The 15,325-nt window shown below is 61.6% G+C and carries 15 protein-coding genes; 4 read left to right on the top strand and 11 right to left on the bottom strand.

Features of this window, described 5'->3' with window-relative positions; all coding sequences use genetic code 11:
- Nucleotides 1–22 precede the first annotated feature (22 nt).
- Nucleotides 23–1,015 (bottom strand): cell envelope integrity protein TolA, encoded by a 993-nt coding sequence (locus AB1555_08390; protein MEW6246712.1) that lies wholly within the window; start codon nt 1,013–1,015, stop codon nt 23–25.
- A 105-nt stretch (nt 1,016–1,120) separates the two neighbouring features.
- Here AB1555_08390 and tdh point away from each other — a divergent pair, with 105 nt between their 5' ends.
- Nucleotides 1,121–2,155 (top strand): L-threonine 3-dehydrogenase, encoded by a 1,035-nt coding sequence (gene tdh / locus AB1555_08385; protein MEW6246711.1) that lies wholly within the window; start codon nt 1,121–1,123, stop codon nt 2,153–2,155.
- Nucleotides 2,156–2,280: 125 nt separating this feature from the next.
- Nucleotides 2,281–3,471: a glycine C-acetyltransferase gene (locus AB1555_08380; protein ID MEW6246710.1), complete on the top strand. Its 1,191-nt coding sequence runs from the start codon at nt 2,281–2,283 to the stop codon at nt 3,469–3,471.
- A gap of 111 nt (nt 3,472–3,582) precedes the next feature.
- On the opposite strand, the gene AB1555_08375 is transcribed toward AB1555_08380, so the two are convergent.
- From AB1555_08375 to AB1555_08365, 3 genes are all read right to left on the bottom strand, one after another.
- Nucleotides 3,583–4,551 (bottom strand): VacJ family lipoprotein, encoded by a 969-nt coding sequence (locus tag AB1555_08375; GenBank protein ID MEW6246709.1) that lies wholly within the window; start codon nt 4,549–4,551, stop codon nt 3,583–3,585.
- Nucleotides 4,552–4,784: 233 nt separating this feature from the next.
- Nucleotides 4,785–5,186, bottom strand: coding sequence for a tetratricopeptide repeat protein (locus AB1555_08370; protein ID MEW6246708.1), 402 nt, complete (start codon nt 5,184–5,186; stop codon nt 4,785–4,787).
- A 152-nt stretch (nt 5,187–5,338) separates the two neighbouring features.
- Complete coding sequence (locus AB1555_08365; protein ID MEW6246707.1) at nt 5,339–6,100, bottom strand: alpha/beta hydrolase; 762 nt, start codon at nt 6,098–6,100, stop codon at nt 5,339–5,341.
- 131 nt (nt 6,101–6,231) lie between these two features.
- Between AB1555_08365 and AB1555_08360 the strand changes: the two genes are divergently transcribed.
- Nucleotides 6,232–7,224 (top strand): CsgG/HfaB family protein, encoded by a 993-nt coding sequence (locus AB1555_08360; GenBank protein MEW6246706.1) that lies wholly within the window; start codon nt 6,232–6,234, stop codon nt 7,222–7,224.
- A gap of 82 nt (nt 7,225–7,306) precedes the next feature.
- Here the strand turns inward: AB1555_08360 and AB1555_08355 are convergent, their stop codons facing one another.
- From AB1555_08355 to AB1555_08325, 7 genes are all read right to left on the bottom strand, one after another.
- Nucleotides 7,307–9,100: a DUF4105 domain-containing protein gene (locus AB1555_08355; protein MEW6246705.1), complete on the bottom strand. Its 1,794-nt coding sequence runs from the start codon at nt 9,098–9,100 to the stop codon at nt 7,307–7,309.
- Nucleotides 9,101–9,288: 188 nt separating this feature from the next.
- Nucleotides 9,289–9,801 carry a DUF3015 domain-containing protein gene (locus AB1555_08350; protein MEW6246704.1) on the bottom strand — a complete coding sequence of 171 codons (513 nt, stop codon included), beginning with the start codon at nt 9,799–9,801 and terminating at the stop codon, nt 9,289–9,291.
- Between the two features lie 153 nt (nt 9,802–9,954).
- A complete protein-coding gene (locus tag AB1555_08345; protein MEW6246703.1) occupies nt 9,955–10,473 on the bottom strand; it encodes a DUF3015 domain-containing protein in 519 nt (172 codons plus the stop codon).
- Between the two features lie 159 nt (nt 10,474–10,632).
- Nucleotides 10,633–11,136, bottom strand: coding sequence for a metallophosphoesterase family protein (locus AB1555_08340; GenBank protein MEW6246702.1), 504 nt, complete (start codon nt 11,134–11,136; stop codon nt 10,633–10,635).
- The gene (locus AB1555_08335) at nt 11,133–12,272 is read right to left on the bottom strand and encodes a M48 family metallopeptidase (protein MEW6246701.1); all 1,140 of its coding nucleotides are present in this window, start codon (nt 12,270–12,272) and stop codon (nt 11,133–11,135) included. The genes AB1555_08340 and AB1555_08335 overlap by 4 nt, the downstream gene beginning before the upstream one ends.
- Nucleotides 12,273–12,390: 118 nt before the next feature.
- Nucleotides 12,391–13,074, bottom strand: a complete 684-nt coding sequence (locus AB1555_08330; GenBank protein MEW6246700.1) for a TIGR00266 family protein — start codon at nt 13,072–13,074, stop codon at nt 12,391–12,393.
- A gap of 93 nt (nt 13,075–13,167) precedes the next feature.
- Nucleotides 13,168–14,649, bottom strand: coding sequence for an amidohydrolase family protein (locus AB1555_08325; protein ID MEW6246699.1), 1,482 nt, complete (start codon nt 14,647–14,649; stop codon nt 13,168–13,170).
- A 312-nt stretch (nt 14,650–14,961) separates the two neighbouring features.
- Between AB1555_08325 and AB1555_08320 the strand changes: the two genes are divergently transcribed.
- Nucleotides 14,962–15,321: a hypothetical protein gene (locus tag AB1555_08320; protein ID MEW6246698.1), complete on the top strand. Its 360-nt coding sequence runs from the start codon at nt 14,962–14,964 to the stop codon at nt 15,319–15,321.
- Nucleotides 15,322–15,325 lie beyond the last annotated feature (4 nt).

Raw genomic sequence — 15,325 nt, 5'->3', positions numbered from 1 at the left:
GGTAAGGCTCGACGTAGACCGGTCAGGGTTTGGGCTGCGGGGTCACCGTCGCGGCGCCGTTGCGCCGGCTTTTCGGAGATTGGACGTTCTTGACCACGGAGTGCAAACCGGTCCGCATCCGGATGTGCACATCGACGGCCTCCGTTCCCAACTCCCGCGGAAACGGCGGGAACGGTTCGGCTTGGATGATGGCCTGAATGCCGGCCTCGTCGATGTCGCGCACCCCGGACCCCCGTTCGATCTCGATCAACTGGGCATGACCGCTCGCGTACATCCGAAAGCGGACCCGCACGGTCTCCCTCGCGGGAATCTGCCGCTGGTGGCGCATCCGGTGACTCCAACTGCGGCTGATCAACCGGCTCACCTCGTGCCAATACGCGTTGCCCTCGTCGGGCGCCGGCAGAGGCAGCAGGTCCTCCTCGGAAATCAGCGCGTTGACCATCGGCTTCACATCCGGCTGCACCTCCAACTGGGCTTCATCTTGCGACGCGTCGCCCGCGTCTTTCTCTTCTTCCGCCGTCGCCGCCATCGTGTCCCCTTGTGCAGCCGCTTCGGGCCGGCCCAGTGTCACATAGACAACCCGGGTCATGATTCGGTCCAGCTTCATGTTCCGAAACCGCGCGAATGTCACTTGAATCCTGGCGGCCTTCGGCGGAACCGACGTCGCGCTCAGCGGGTGCGGCTCCAACACCACCGACCCGCGCAGGGTCATAGGGATCGAGTCCGGCGCCATCGGAACGATCCGTCGCTTGAACCAGGGGGTGTCGAACACCGCGACCACGGGATCATTCCCGAGAGGCACTCCGCCAAGCATCACCGCCAATTCGAAGCTCTTGTCGACCGAGACCACCCCGTCGGGATCAGCGCCGACTAGCTCGAACTGAACCCATCGTTTCAGTGTGCCGGGCGAGTTGGGTTGCGATGGAGCGGCCGAGGCGCCGGAAAGAGAAGCCAGAACACTTGCTGCGACCAAGAACGAGGCGGTCCACAGGAATCGCGGTGCCCACAGGGTCATGGGCGAATCCTAGCGAGACTCTGCGCGCCGATCAACCCTCTTTTTTCGCATAATCGGCCTAGGGATCCATGCGCCTTGTGTATAATGGAGATGAACGGAGATGGAATGAGAGCCCTCGTCAAAGTCACGTCCCAATCCGGCATGACGCTGACGAATTGGCCGGACCCGACGCCGGGCCCTGGGGAAGCGATCGTCCGGGTGAAAGCGACATCCATTTGCGGGACCGATGCGCATATCTACAATTGGGATGAGTGGGCTCAGAGCCGGATTCACCCGCCCCGCATCATCGGTCACGAGATGTGCGGCGAGGTCGTGGAGGTGGGGCCGGATGTCACGCTGGTGTCCGTCGGGGATTATGTCGCGGCGGAGTCGCACATCACCTGCGGACGCTGTTTCCAATGCCGGACCGGCCAAGCCCATGTCTGCCGGGATTACCGCATTCTCGGTGTCGACCGGGACGGCTCCTACGCCGAATATGTCGCCCTGCCCGAGCGAGTGCTCTGGAAAACTTCGCCGGAGATCCCGCCGGAGCTGGCCTGCATCCAAGAACCGTTGGGGAACGCGGTGGACGCCGCCCTGGCGGAGGACCTGGCCGGGCGGACGCTGCTGATCACCGGCTGCGGACCCACCGGGCTCTTCGCCGCCGCCGTCGCCAAGGTCGCCGGCGCTTCCGTCATCATCGCCTCCGACGTGAGCGACTACCGGTTGGGGCTGGCCAAGCAGCTCGGGGTCCACCACACGATCAACGCCAAGACGGATTCGCCGGAGCAGATCGCGGCGGCGATTCTCGAAATGACCGGCGGCGAGGGCGTGGACACGGCGTTGGAAATGTCCGGCGATCCCGCCGCGCTGCACCAGACGTTCCGTTCGGTGAAGAACGGCGGGCGGGTGACCCTCTTCGGCATTCCGACCGGGCAAGTCTGTTTCGATCTCCCCAATGAGATCATCTTCAAGGGCATCCGCGTGTACGGCGTCACCGGACGGCGGCTGTTCGGCACCTGGTACCGCCTGGCCGGGCTCTTCAAGGCCGGGCTCAATGTCAGACCGGCTGTCACCCACACCTTGCCCATGGCCGAGTTCACGCGCGGCTTCGAATTGATCAAATCGGGGCAGTGTGGGAAGGTGGTGTTGGTTCCGTAGGGAACGCGCGACAGGCGGGACATGCGAGAAAAGCGCGACGAGTAAATCCTTCGCTTCGCGCCGGCACCCATTGTATCTGGAAGCAATGGGTGCCCGCCTATCTCGCACGTCTCGCGCGAAGATCCATGGCGTACCATTCGTTCAAAAAAGCTGTCACTGAACAGTTGGCTGAGATTCGCTCGGCCGGTCTGTACAAAGCCGAACGCCAGATCCTGGGTCCGCAGGGCGCCGAAATCCGGGTGGCTCAGGGCGAGGTCCTCAATCTCTGCGCGAACAACTATCTGGGATTGGCGAATCACCCCGATGTCCGCCAGGCGGCAATCGACGGACTCAAGCAACATGGGTACGGAATGGCGTCCGTCCGCTTCATCTGCGGGACGCAGGATCTGCACAAGCGCCTCGAGCAAGCGATCAGCACCTTCCTGGGGACCGGCGATACGATCCTGTACAGCTCCTGCTTTGACGCTAACACCGGTCTGTTCGAAACCCTGCTGGACGAACGGGACGCTGTCATCAGCGATGCGTTGAATCACGCCAGCCTGATCGACGGAATCCGATTGTGCAAGGCCAAGCGGTTCCGCTATGCCCACTCCGACATGCACGATCTGGAAGCGCGGCTGCGTGAGGCTTCCTCCTGCCGGCTGCGGCTGATCGCCACCGACGGCGTGTTTTCCATGGACGGTGATCCGGCGAAGCTCGACGAGATCGTGGCACTGGCGGAGCGCTATGACGCGGCGATCGTCGTGGACGACAGCCACGCGACCGGCGTGCTCGGCAAGGGCGGACGCGGGACCCCTGACCACTTCGGGGTCGCGGACCGGATCGACCTCGTCACCAGCACGCTGGGTAAGGCGCTGGGCGGCGCGGCGGGCGGCTTCACCTCGGGACGGGCGGAGATCATCGAGTTGCTCCGACAGCGTTCGCGGCCGTATCTGTTTTCGAACGCCCTGCCGCCGGTGATCACGTCCGCCGCGCTCCAGGCGCTGAAGCTTGTGGCGCAAGGGGATGCGTTACGAACCGCGCTCCGCGAGAACACGGCGTTCTTCCGGTCGCAGCTCACCGCGCTCGGCTTCAACCTCATCTCCGGCGACCATCCGATCATTCCGATTATGCTCGGCGAGGCCAAACTGGCGACGCAGATGGCGGACCGGCTGCTCCGGGAAGGGATCTATGTGGTGGGATTCAGCTATCCGGTGGTGCCGAAGGGGCAGGCGCGGATTCGCGTGCAGATCTCGGCCGCCCACACACGCGCGCAACTCGAACGCGCGGTGCAGGCCTTCGCGACGGTCGGACGCGAACTGGGCGTCATCACGTAACTCGTTAGGCGTGAGGCGTAAAGCGTCAGGCGTAAGAAACCAGGATCGACTGATGCCGCCCCCATACCCGTCAGTAGGTCACGCCTTACGCCTCACGTTTCACGCCTCACGTCATTCCCGGATCGCTTTCGCCCGCTTCTGGAGATAAGCGTTGCGGACCGCGGTGTAGAGATCGAGCGTCGCTTCTTCCACTCCCTCAAACGTTTCCAGGTTCAGCGACCGTTCGTTGACAATCTGGCCGGCACGGGTGCCGAGCTGGGCAAACGTTGACGTGGTGCGATTCTTGTGGGCGACCAGCGACGGAACACCTTCGGCTTCCACTATTGGGAACACCAGCCAGTTGATCGGGTCGAGCGCGAGGTCGACCACATACCCGACGGCATCCCGGACCGTCAACGGCGGAAGCAGGGGCAACACCAAATATGGACCGGGGCCGACCCCATACACACCGAGCGTCTGGCCCGAATCTTCATCGGGCGTCTGCCAATTGAACCCGTCCTTCGCGACGTCGAAGAATCCCGCGACGCCCAAGGTTGTGTTCACGACAAAACGTCCCAGTTCCAATCCGGCCCCTTTGACTTTTCCCTGAAAGAGGTTGTTCACGAACCGAGGCACGAACCGAACGTTATGAAAGAAGTTGCTCACGCTGACCTGTACCCGATCAGGCAGAATGAAGTTGTAGACCTGCGCAACCGGTTTCACCACATACCGGTCGACTCTGCGATTGAACTCGAACATGACGCTGTTGAACCGTTCCCAGGGATCGTACTCTTCCTGTTCGGAGAGGGCTTCGCCGGGTTTGGCAAAAGGATCATAGAATTCGTCCTGGGCCGTCTGCGGCTCGGGAGCGGCTTGAGCAAGGACCGGCCCAGGCTGATCCGTGGTGATCGCCACAGACACGACGGGTTGCTCGTTTGTCTGCTCCAGCGACGATGGCAGGCTCAGCACGATGCCGGAAGGGGATGACGGAGCGGCGAAGGGGAAGTCGCCCCGGTGGTCGAACCAGTTGGCGCATCCTCCTAGTCCGATCACGGTAACCGGCAGGCACATCCGCAGCAGTCCTTCGCACTGTCGCCGCACGAATTCCTCCTTTCTGCTTCCGTTCGCCATCAGGACGAGTGGTCAGACCCATGGCGGTGCCCTGATATGCCTTCGGTAGCTGCCGAAGGACCAATCCCGCGCACTGTACCAGAATGTCGGCGAAAGCGCCAAATAATTACGTACGTTTCTCGTAGCGCCCGGCCGGCGGGAAGCCAAGACAGCATCGGGTGGCGCCTGCGAGACTGGGCGACTCCCGGACAAGGAGGGAAAAGCTACAGCCCGACGTGCTCTTTGAGGATTACCGACTCCCTCAACGGCGAGTTTTTCGGTGAGAGTTCCGTGACTTTCTTGAAGGCCGCCGCGGCGCCTTCGTGATCGCCCAACTTGTCCAGCGTCAACCCGAGGTTGTAATGCGCCTCGGCCAGCTTCTCGTCGGCTTGAACGGCTTTGCGGAACTGCTGTTCAGCCAGGTCCCAGCGTCGCTCCTTGTAGTGCTCGACGCCGGCGTCGTTGTCGGCCTGCCCCGGTGATGAGGAAGCAGCGAGGAGCGCCGCGTCCCCGAGCGGGGCCGTGGTCTCTTTTTTGGGGTCTCCGGGAAGACTACCCGAGTCACAGGCGGCAATTCCGGCCGCCAATCCGAGGGCGACCCCGATTGAAAGCACCACGTGTTTCATACCCCGTCCCTCCCTGTTGATCGACGTGAACGGCCAGATGTCGCGGGAATCTCCTACAAAAGATAGCACGCCGCCGTCCGAAGCCTCAGGTCGGTCGCCCTCCTTTTCGACGGCTTTGAAAAACAAGAAGTTCCCGTCACGCCCTACGCACCTCACCTCCCCAAGCCACTTTGAATGAAGGCTTTGAGCCGGGCGAAGTAGGCTGGGCCGCCGACGAACGGGACATCGTTGTGATCGGCGCCTCGGACGACATAGAAGGCTTTCGGTTCCTTCGCCGCCTCGAACACCTGTTGGCCAAGTTGCAGCGGCACCAAGTCATCGCGATCCCCATGGACGACGAGCAGCGGGAGGGAGATGTGCGACAACCGGTCGATGAGTCGAAACTTCGCGCCAATGAGCCAGTGAACAGGCAGGCCGAGGTAATGGAACTTGGCGAGCGCCTCGACGGAGGGGAAGCACGATTCCAGGATCAACCCGGCGGCCGGCTTCCGGGCGGCCAGTTCGCCGGCTACGGCCGCGCCGAGCGAGCGGCCGAAGAGGATCAGACGTTCGGGTCTGACACGGCGGGCGCGGGTCACATACTCGTAAGCGCCGAATCCGTCCTGATAGAGCCCTTCTTCCGACGGGCGGCCTTCGCTGCGGCCGTACCCCCGATAGTCGAACAGGAAGACAGACAGCCCGAGGCGGTAGAGCTCCCGCAGATTGTCCAGCCGGTTGATGATGTTGCCCGCGTTGCCGTGGCACCAGAGCAAGACCGCCGGTGTCTCCGAGGACTCGACATACCAGCCGAATAACTTGGTCCCGTCGGCGGCCGGGAACCAGACATCCTCCAGCGGGAGCCTGCTGGCCCTGGCCCAGTCCCGGTCCTGCCAGGGATCGGGGTGATAGACGAAGAGACGGTCAAGGAGGCTCATGCGTGCCGTCGTAGATTCATTGACTTCGCTCGACCATCATCGATTCCTGGCCCCTCTTTTAGGTGATTGCTTAGCCTAGCCATGATTTCGTATAAATGCTTGCCTGATTTTCATCTGTTGGGAAGAAAGCCATGCTCTCCTTGCTTCCGCGCACCATGAAAGGGCCTCCTTGCTGGCAACTGCTCTCGATTGTGATTGGTTTTTGCTGGACGCTTACGCTGTCCGGTTGTTCGATCGCGATGGCTTTGCATGGACACCCGGAACCGAACTTCGATACGCTCCAGGTTGGAGCCACCCGCGAGGACGTGGAGCGGGAGTTCGGCAAGCCGGTTACCACCAAAGATCTCGGCGACGGGAAGCACGAAGACACCTATCGGTACGAAATGGGCAATACCTCGAACCCGGGACGAGCCGCCGTCTATGGATATGCCTATCTGACGATTATCGGAATTCTTGGAGAACCGATTTACAGCCTCATTGAACTGCTCCAAGGCCACGATGAAGAGACGAAAGTCGTTTATAGCCAGGACGACAGGGTTCTGGCAACCTCCGGCTATCAGCCTCCGCCGCCGTCACCGGCGCTGCAAGCCGCCGAGGAAGGTCAGAGAAAGTTCGTCAAAGCCCCGCCTCCTTCTCGAGCGACTGGGAACGACTCGGCGTCTCCTCAAAACCCTGAGGCGACACAGAAGGCCGTCGACGCCAAGTTTGGAGAGTTGGCGCACCGCCTTTCGGGGAACCTGAAAGGTCACGGGGTCCTTCGCATAGCCGTCTTACCCGCTCAAGATGTCACCGGGAAAGAAAATAAACCTTTCTGCAATTATGTGACCGAGAAATTGACCGCCAAATTGCATGAGGAAGGAACGGCAACGGTGGTGGAGCGATCTCAGTTGTCCAAAGTGACCCAAGAACTGGCGTTAACCCACACAGGCGGCTTCGATGAGGACTCCGCAACGCGAATCGGCAGACTCCTGGGTGTCGACGCGGTCGTAACCACGCTCTTCGCCGATCTGGGACCGCCCGGCGTCGAGGTCAATGCCAAGGTCGTTCGCGTTGAAACCGGCGAGATCATCGGCGTCGGTGCTATTGCACTCCCGCGCGCCACAGTGGAACGAATGTTGCCATAATGTCGCCGCTTCGGATGCGGCCTGACCTTCTTCTCTACCGCTCGCCGCGCGAACCCATCGGCCAATCGCTCACAAAGTTCGCCTAAAAGAACGCCTGCACCGTGAACAGCACGTCGTTGTCCCGATCGCGGTGCGTGTACTCCAGCCGGACCGCGAGATTCTGTCCGAGCGTATACCGTTGGCCGACGAACCACCTGACATCGTCGGACTTGTCGCCGAGTGGATACCGCAGATAGGTCGCTGAGAGCATCAGTTTCCAACGATCGCTCAGGTCCGCCAGCATGCCCGCTGTTCCCCCTCCGCCGACGCTGTGCCGCTCCTCATAGGCGTGGCTGTAGTTGGCGTCCGCTTCCGCAAAGGCGAAATAGACCTCTCGGTTGAGCCATTGGGTTTCCACCGCCGCGCCGATCCCGCCGTTCACATTGCCGTTCCCGCATAACCGGCATGCTCGATGCCGGATCGTTTGGTAGCCGGCGCTGATTTTCCACGACGGGGCCTTAAACAGCGCATCCATCGGCGAGAGGGAGAGCACGTTGGCCAACGTCGCCCGCTCCAGCCTGGTCTGCTCGGCCCGATTGTAGTGGCGCACGCTGAGCGACGCGAGCTCGATTTGCGCATCCGGTGTGTAGCCGACTTCGGGATCGAGCAAATCATGGTAGCCCGCCCGGACCGTCACTTCTTCGAATGTGTCATTGTTCCGCCACCCTCCGCCGACGCTCACCCGGGAGGTCTTGTGCCCCAGTTCCGGTTGCTTGGCGAACGGAGCGATCTTCAGGTCGTCGGGCTGGACTCGCAGTCCGCTTCTCGCCGTGAGGATCGCACGATTCCGCTCTTTGTAGACCGCGGCGTCGGAGTCCCCCGCATCGATCTTGTAGCGGAGATAATCCGAAGCCAGGTCTAGAAGAAAGGCCTGCCGCTTCGGCGGGAGCTGGGTGAATGTCTCCGATTGAATCAGGGACACGTCTCCGATGAGTCGATTGGCGAGTCTGCGTTCGGCCTCCGAGAGGGTTTCCCGCTTCCGTTTGATGAGCGTGCTGCGAGACGGGCGGTAGGCGATGCCGCCGACCAACCCAGGCTGGGCCGCGACCAGCCGGACGGTGTCGGCCGGCACCGTCCAGAAGAGAAATTGGTCGGTGAGTTGCAGGGTCGGATCGGCGTATTCCAGGAGGGAGAGCAGGTGATACGAACAATTCTCCTTGAAGAAGAAGTAATCGAAATAGGCGTTGCCCAACTCCCACGCATGCATGAGCAGCCGGCGGATCTGCGGTTGGCTGAAGTTGAGCTTGTATTCCCAGATATCCCGGTTTTCGATATCCCGGTACTCCTGCACTTTCAGATAGTATGGAATAGTCGAGAAATAGCCGCGATATCCCCCGAAGATCCCCCGGATTGGATAGGCCAAGCCCGCGTCCGGCGGCACGTCCGCCGCGTAGTTGATGGTATACGCCAGGATGCGCGTCTGCTCGGTCTGACCTTGTTGATCGATCCGCAGCAGCGTATGGCCGAACATTGACGCCGGATTGTTCATGAAGGCCGACGGAAAGATGAGCGTGATCGATTCCGCGTTGAATTCGGCCAACCATCGTTCGAACCGGTCGCATCGGATAGGCGCCAACCGCGCGTCATCAAACTGCAGTTTCTCTTTCAGCCAGTGGTAGCGCGCGACAAAGGCACACTGCGCCGGCTGACGGGAGCGTCCGACCAGCTCATCGGAGAAGAATTGGGCCAGCGTGGCTTCCAACTCGGCCTGCGGGTCAGTCTTTCCCTTCGGCGACAGGAAAAAGCCCGGATCATCCTGTTCGCTGGTATAGCCGCCGAAGAGGTTCTTCCGATAGTGTAGGAGGAGATGCCATTCCCGTTCGTCGGCCAGTTTCATGGCCCGCGCTCGACTGACCAGCTCGACGAGATAGGGGTTATCCGCCGGTGCGCCCGCAAGAGCAAACGTTGTGAGGAGGTAGGAACTGAAGAGGCCTGCAATGAAGAAGATACGCAACGGCGGCAGAATACAAGAAGACAGGGGAAAGAACGGGGCTCCGGCCTGGCGGCCGGAGCCCCTCGAACCGATCAGCGGGTTGACGCTTTGGCGAGAACCGGGTGCGCGGCTATAGCATCGTTCAACGCCTTGACCAGCGCCACCGGCGAGGTCTCGCCGGACTGCATCAGAGACGTGTATCGCTCCTGGGTCAGGGCGAAGAACTCGCCCTGATGCTCCGCCGGCACGCCCAACAGCGTCGCCAGCGACGCCAAATGCTCGCCTTGCCCCTGCGCCATCTCCTGCGAGAGATTGTCGAAGTTGATGGCGGCGAACATTGTCACCCTATGTTCGCTCATGATCTGTCCGTCGTTCGTGCATCCGGAAGTGCCTGTGCTGATGCCGAACGTCTGGCTGCCAAACGTCCCGTTGGTCGTGGCCATCAGAACCTGCGGAGCGATGTTCTTTTGGTTCTTATAGTCCGACCAGGCCAGCTTCCCCAGCCCGCAGCCCGGACCCGTGTCGGGGTGGGCGGCGAGCGAGAGACTGGCCTGCGCACCGATAAAGACCAGCGAGACCGACAGCATGAGCAGTTTTCTCAACATAAGTCCTCCTCCTTATGGTTAGAGATCCTGCCGCCCGTGTGGCGACACCACAGGCGATTATAGCCCAATACCGAGCGAGGAGTGAGAAAAAACCGTCTGCGCGCTCGCTTGGTTCGGTCGCGCTCAACGAGCGACGATCTCGCACGACCTCGCTTAGCGCGGCGCGGCGACTTTGGCCAAAACCGGGTGCTCGGCCATAGCGTCCTCGATGGCCTTAATCACCGCCACCGGCGACGCCTCCCCCGCTTCTACCAATGCTTTGTATTTCTCCTGGGTCATAGCGAAAAACTCGGCTTGATGCTCAGGCGGCACACCCATCAAAGTGGCAAGCGACGCGAGGTGTTCGCCCTGACCCTTTGCCAGCTCCTGGGAGAGGTTGTCGAACATAGCGAAGACGAAGACGTTGGTCCGCTCTGTTCTCATGATCACGCCGTCGTTCGTGCACCCCGATGTCCCGAAACTGATCCCGAACGTCTGGCTGCCGAAGGTACCGTTCGTCGTGGCCATCATTACCTGCGGGGCAATCTGCTTCTGCCCCTTGTAGTCTTGCCAGGCCAGTTTTCCCAGCCCGCAACCAGGACCGGTGTCAGGATTCCCGGCCGCGAAAGCGTCGAGGGCTTGAACACTGACCAGCGCGAGCGCGAAGAGCAGCAGCAAGAATTTGTTTATCATGATTTTCCTCCTGTCGTTGTGGTCCGCGGCGATTACGTACAGCCGCGGGTGTCAGAGCGGTTATACCACAATTGTGTCGACGCACAAAGTCAAGAGCCGGCATCCAAGATGCGGGTCGATGAAGAGTCGAATCAAGAGAATCGCGCGGCTGACCCGACGTTACTCGGCCCGATCCGGCAAGACAAGGTGAGCCGTGGTGATGCCGTCGTCGATCGTCAGAAGACCGAGTCCCCGCGGAAGCGTGAAGCGTTTCGGGCCGGCGGAGCCGGGGTTGAACAGCAGCGTCGCGCCGACCCATTCTGCCGTGGGTTGATGGGTGTGGCCGAACACGCAAACGTCGGGGCGCACTCGCTCCAGGAAGGCACGCCCCTCTTTGGTCAACCTCCCGCCTTCGAAGAGGATATGCCGGAGGGCGATCCGTCGGCCGCCCAGCTCGATCACGGTCTCCGGGGGAAATCCGCTGCGCCCATATCCATCCACATTGCCGGACACGGCGGTGACGGGCGCGAGTTGTTCCAGTTGTTCGATGACGGACTTGCCGCCGATATCCCCCGCGTGGAGGATGTGATCGACGTCCTGAAAATGCCGCAGGACGGCCCGATCGAAGAGCCCGTGGGTGTCCGCAATCACGCCGACGCGAAGGATCCCCCACCCCGGACTCATGGCGAGCCTTTCTGGCCCCGCCCCAGAGACTCCTGAACTCTGCTCCACTCGAAACCGAACGGCTCCGGCACCTGGCGCGGGAGCGACGCCGCTTCCGCCTTCAGTCGCTCCGCCCGCGCGGCGCTCATCGGGTGAGTCGAGAGCAGTTCGACGCGCCCGCTCTCCGACTCGGAGAGCCGCTCGAAGAACCGGATCATGCCATCCGGCGCAATCTTGGCCCGGTGGAGCAGCTTCAGCCCCGTCACGTCCGCCTCTGTCTCTTGCTCGCGGCTGAACTTCAACGTGAGCAGTTCCACGCCCAATTGCTTGGCCAGCCCGATCAGGCCCTGCTGATCGCCGACCAGGATGGTGACCACCGCCACAACCCCCAATGTTTTGACGATCCGCTCCAGCCCATGCCGCTGGAGCACGTGATTGAGCTCATGGCTCAGGACGCCCGCCACTTCTTCCGGATTCTCCGCCTTCTGGAGTAACCCGGTGAACACGACGACATACCCGCCCGGCAAGGCGAAGGCGTTCACAACATCGCTCCGGACTACCGTGACGTGAAACGTGTAGGGATTGTCGGGAAGGTGAGATGTGAGCCGTTTGGTGATCTCCTGGACCGCCTCGACCGCCGGCCCGCCGGGAAGCATCGTCTGTCCGGCCAGGAAGTCGCGCTGCACCGTTTCCCCGATCTTCTCCTCCCATGCTACAGGAATGCGACTCACGGCCATCGACACGATGGCGTCGAAGCCAAACCACAGGGCAAGCAGCAACCCCAGCAGGGAAGCGGCGGACACCGCGATGACAGTGCGCCGGCTCCGTCGCGAGCGCCGTACACGCTCCGCGGTCCGCTCCAGATGGTCCGTCAGCCCCTGCGGAGCGGATTGCCGAAAGGCGACGATGGCCGTTGGATCCTTCAGATAGACCGTTCGGCCTGCCCCGTTCGCGGTCCATTGCAAGACGAGGTGATCGTGATCGAACCCGCCCGCTCCGATCGACAGAGCAGAGAACGGGACGATCTCCCTCGCGAGTCGGTTGGCCTGGTCGGTGAACTCGATCGACAGTCCATCAGGACCGACAGTGACACGGCAAGGCACTCCCGCGCCCGGCAGGTCATGGCCGAAACAGAGGGCGTTGGGCGTGCGAGTCATGTGAGAGCGGGGTAGCGGTGCACAGGGATAGCGTGTCTAGCGCGTGCGCAGATACCAGCATGAAGGATTGCTTGCCTATCCATCCCGGTATCCTTCTCTCCCGTTACCCCTCGCCCCTCTATTCGGAGACGGGGATGAACTGCCTGATCCAGGCCCCGAACCCGCTGGGGTTGCGACTTTGAATGTAGACCAGGCCGGGACCGCGGAACCGGCAGACGAACCCTTCGCCGGAGGTGAAACTGGCGATCCAGCCCGCCGCCGCCTTTTCAATGCTGTAGGTCGTGGTAGCCGTCCACGCCACGAGATGGCTGTTGTCCACGATATATTCTTCGTCCGGCTTAAGCTCGACTTTGTGGATGGCGCCGAAGCTGTTCAGAATCAATTGCCCGGTTCCGCCGATTCTCAGGATGAAGAACCCTTCGCCCCCGAGCAAGCCCCGGCTGAGACTCTGCATCTGACTTTCGATCCTGACATCCTCGGCCCCGGCCAGAAACCCGTCCTTCTGCACGAGGTACTCGTTCACTCCATCCAGTTCGAGAACGACGATGTCACCGGGTACCGTAGGTGCCAACAACACCTCTCCTGCTCCGCGGGTCGCCCGGAGCGTCTGAAAGAAGAATTTTTCGCCGGTGAGGAGCTTGCGGGACAGTGCGCCGAGAAACCCGCCTTCCATCTTGCTCTCGACATCAATCGTCGGGGACGCCGCCACCATTGCCCCGGACTCCGCCTTCACACTTTCCCCCGCCGCCAGATACACCCGTACCATCGGAAACGCGCCCGGATATAAGATTTCGCTTTTCATTACGAGTCTCCCTTAAAGGCCGCGAGAGGTGCGAACTAGGGGCGATGGGTAAGCCATCTTGACTTCCGACCTATTGCCTCTCGCCCATCGCCTCTAACCTGCGATCCACCCATACAGCCGATGGCTCGGCTCCGGCCCTTCCTCCAGATAAGCCATCCTGATACGGCTGACATAATCCTTCGGGACTTCGTTCCGTTTGGCGTGGACGTCCACCCCGAACACACGCGCCGCGTTCAAGCCGAAAATCTGCGCTTTCACCTCGCGCGTGAGGGTGTGGTAGCCATGCTTCTCGATCAACTGATCCGGAATCTGGAACCGGCGGAAGGCCTCGATCTGCCACTGCGGTGTGCCGTACCAGATCGAATCGGTGCCCCAGAGGACATGATCCGCGCCGAACGCCTCGATGATCTGACCGAGCAGATGCGCACAGATGGCCGGATGAGTGATGACCAACTGGCCGAACGTCGAACCGAGTTCCATGTAGATATTGCGGATGCCCGGCTCGGCCTGCTTCATCCGGCAAAATTCGCTCGTCCACGGAATCTCCCCCGTCTTCGCGAAAGTCTCCGCGAGGGAGGCGGCGCCTTTGAACCCCGAGTGATACACGAGAAAGGCGATATCCGGAAAATCCCTGGCCGCCTTGATCAGGTCGCGCGGGTGATTGTACTCCTCGACCGGTCCAAGCGGGAGTCCCTTGTGGACGCAAACGCGAGGCACACCGAGCTTCCTCGCCTTCTCCAGCATCGGGTAGGCGACCCGCTCATCGTTCATCCACCATCCGTGCTCGACACCCTTCGGCGGCGAACCGGTGTAACACTTCCATGCGTCCACCTTCAGCGCGCCGGCCTGCATCTCCATGAAGTCCAGGTCCGCTTGGCCGAGCTGTGGGGTCACGAGACCGTGCGCCAACATCCGTTGCGAGCCGGCGACGCGGTTGATCTCGTCCCGGATGTGGGCCATCTCTTTCGGCGGAACCACCGCTTCCTGCGGATAAGGTCCCGGCGGCGTGCTGATCAACCCGACGGACGTCTCGCTGTCCAGGAAGACCTCCTTGATGAAGTTCTCCCACGAGAGATCGTCGATCGTGCCTTTGTCGCCGGCCAACTTGGGGTTCAGCCCCGCTTCGCGCACACGGCGGCGCAATCCCAGCAGGGCCTGTTTGGTCACCGCCCCCTTGCGTTTCGTTTCGGCATCCGTGGGATCATAGTGCGCCCCGACGTAATGCGTCTGAACGTCGAAGATAAAGAACGGATCGCCCCGCCGCTCGGCGAATGCGGCGGTCTCGACCGCCTCAACGTCGAGCACGTCGAAGAACTTGCCGAACACGGCGTTCATCGCGAGCAACGCCGCGGCCATACCGCTCGAAGTTCTGAGAAAGTCCCGGCGCGTGACCCCCAATCGGTGTGAGCCCTCGTCCGCGAGCGAAGTGATAAGGGCTTCGACTCTCGCTTGAGCCTGCGTCTGAGGCGGCGGGGTGAATTCCTCGTTGGAGACGATCCTGGTCGGAATGGGCGTCAGCGAAATAACGCCTTGCTTCATGCCGGGCTTGCGCCGAAATCCTCCGCGATGTCGCATGGCCATGCTCCTTGATGGGTCAGAAGCGAGCTAGATTGTGTGGAATGCGCCGGGGCCTGTCAAGGCACCCCGGACGGGGGAAACCGGTCGAGAGGAAACGCCGGCCCCATACGTAGTTGGTCCGCCTTGACGAGCAAGGATTCGAGGAGCATGTTGTTCATGACGTTACTCTCGATTCAGGGGGAGTAAACTCGCCATGAAACCGGGGTAAACGGAGTCAGGCACCTCGGAGTTCGATTTGTGCAGGCGGTGTGTGCCTTCTTGGGGCCGGCCCCGAGAAGGCATTTTTGTTTTCACAAAAGGAGGTCCGTCATGAGGTCGGCACTTCTCGTTCTATCCGCGGTCATCGGTGGGGGATTCTGCGCATCCGTTGTGCTGGCTAATCCTGCGATGTTACCCAAGCACCCTGGATACCCGATGGGAAAGGCGGTCAGTCCGGTCACGGGACAGCCTTTGGCGAACGATCCCGGCCAGACCAATGCGAGCGGCGAAAAGGCAGCGCTTGAAGCCGCGTCGTTCGATGACAGCCATGTCATGCAGAACCTCGTGGATCCGAACAATCAGCGGGTGCTGAAGAAGGAGGGTGCAGGAGTCCTGCCGAAGGTGCAAGGGCCCGAGATCAAGATCGAACCGCCGGTGAAAGAGGCCACGAAAGTGACTGCGACCCCGTAGAGGA

Source organism: Nitrospirota bacterium, assembly GCA_040755395.1.
Taxonomy (GTDB): Bacteria; Nitrospirota; Nitrospiria; order Nitrospirales; family Nitrospiraceae; genus DATLZU01.
The sequence above is the reverse complement of the archived record's forward strand: the minus strand, read 5'-3'. Positions and strand labels throughout refer to the sequence as shown.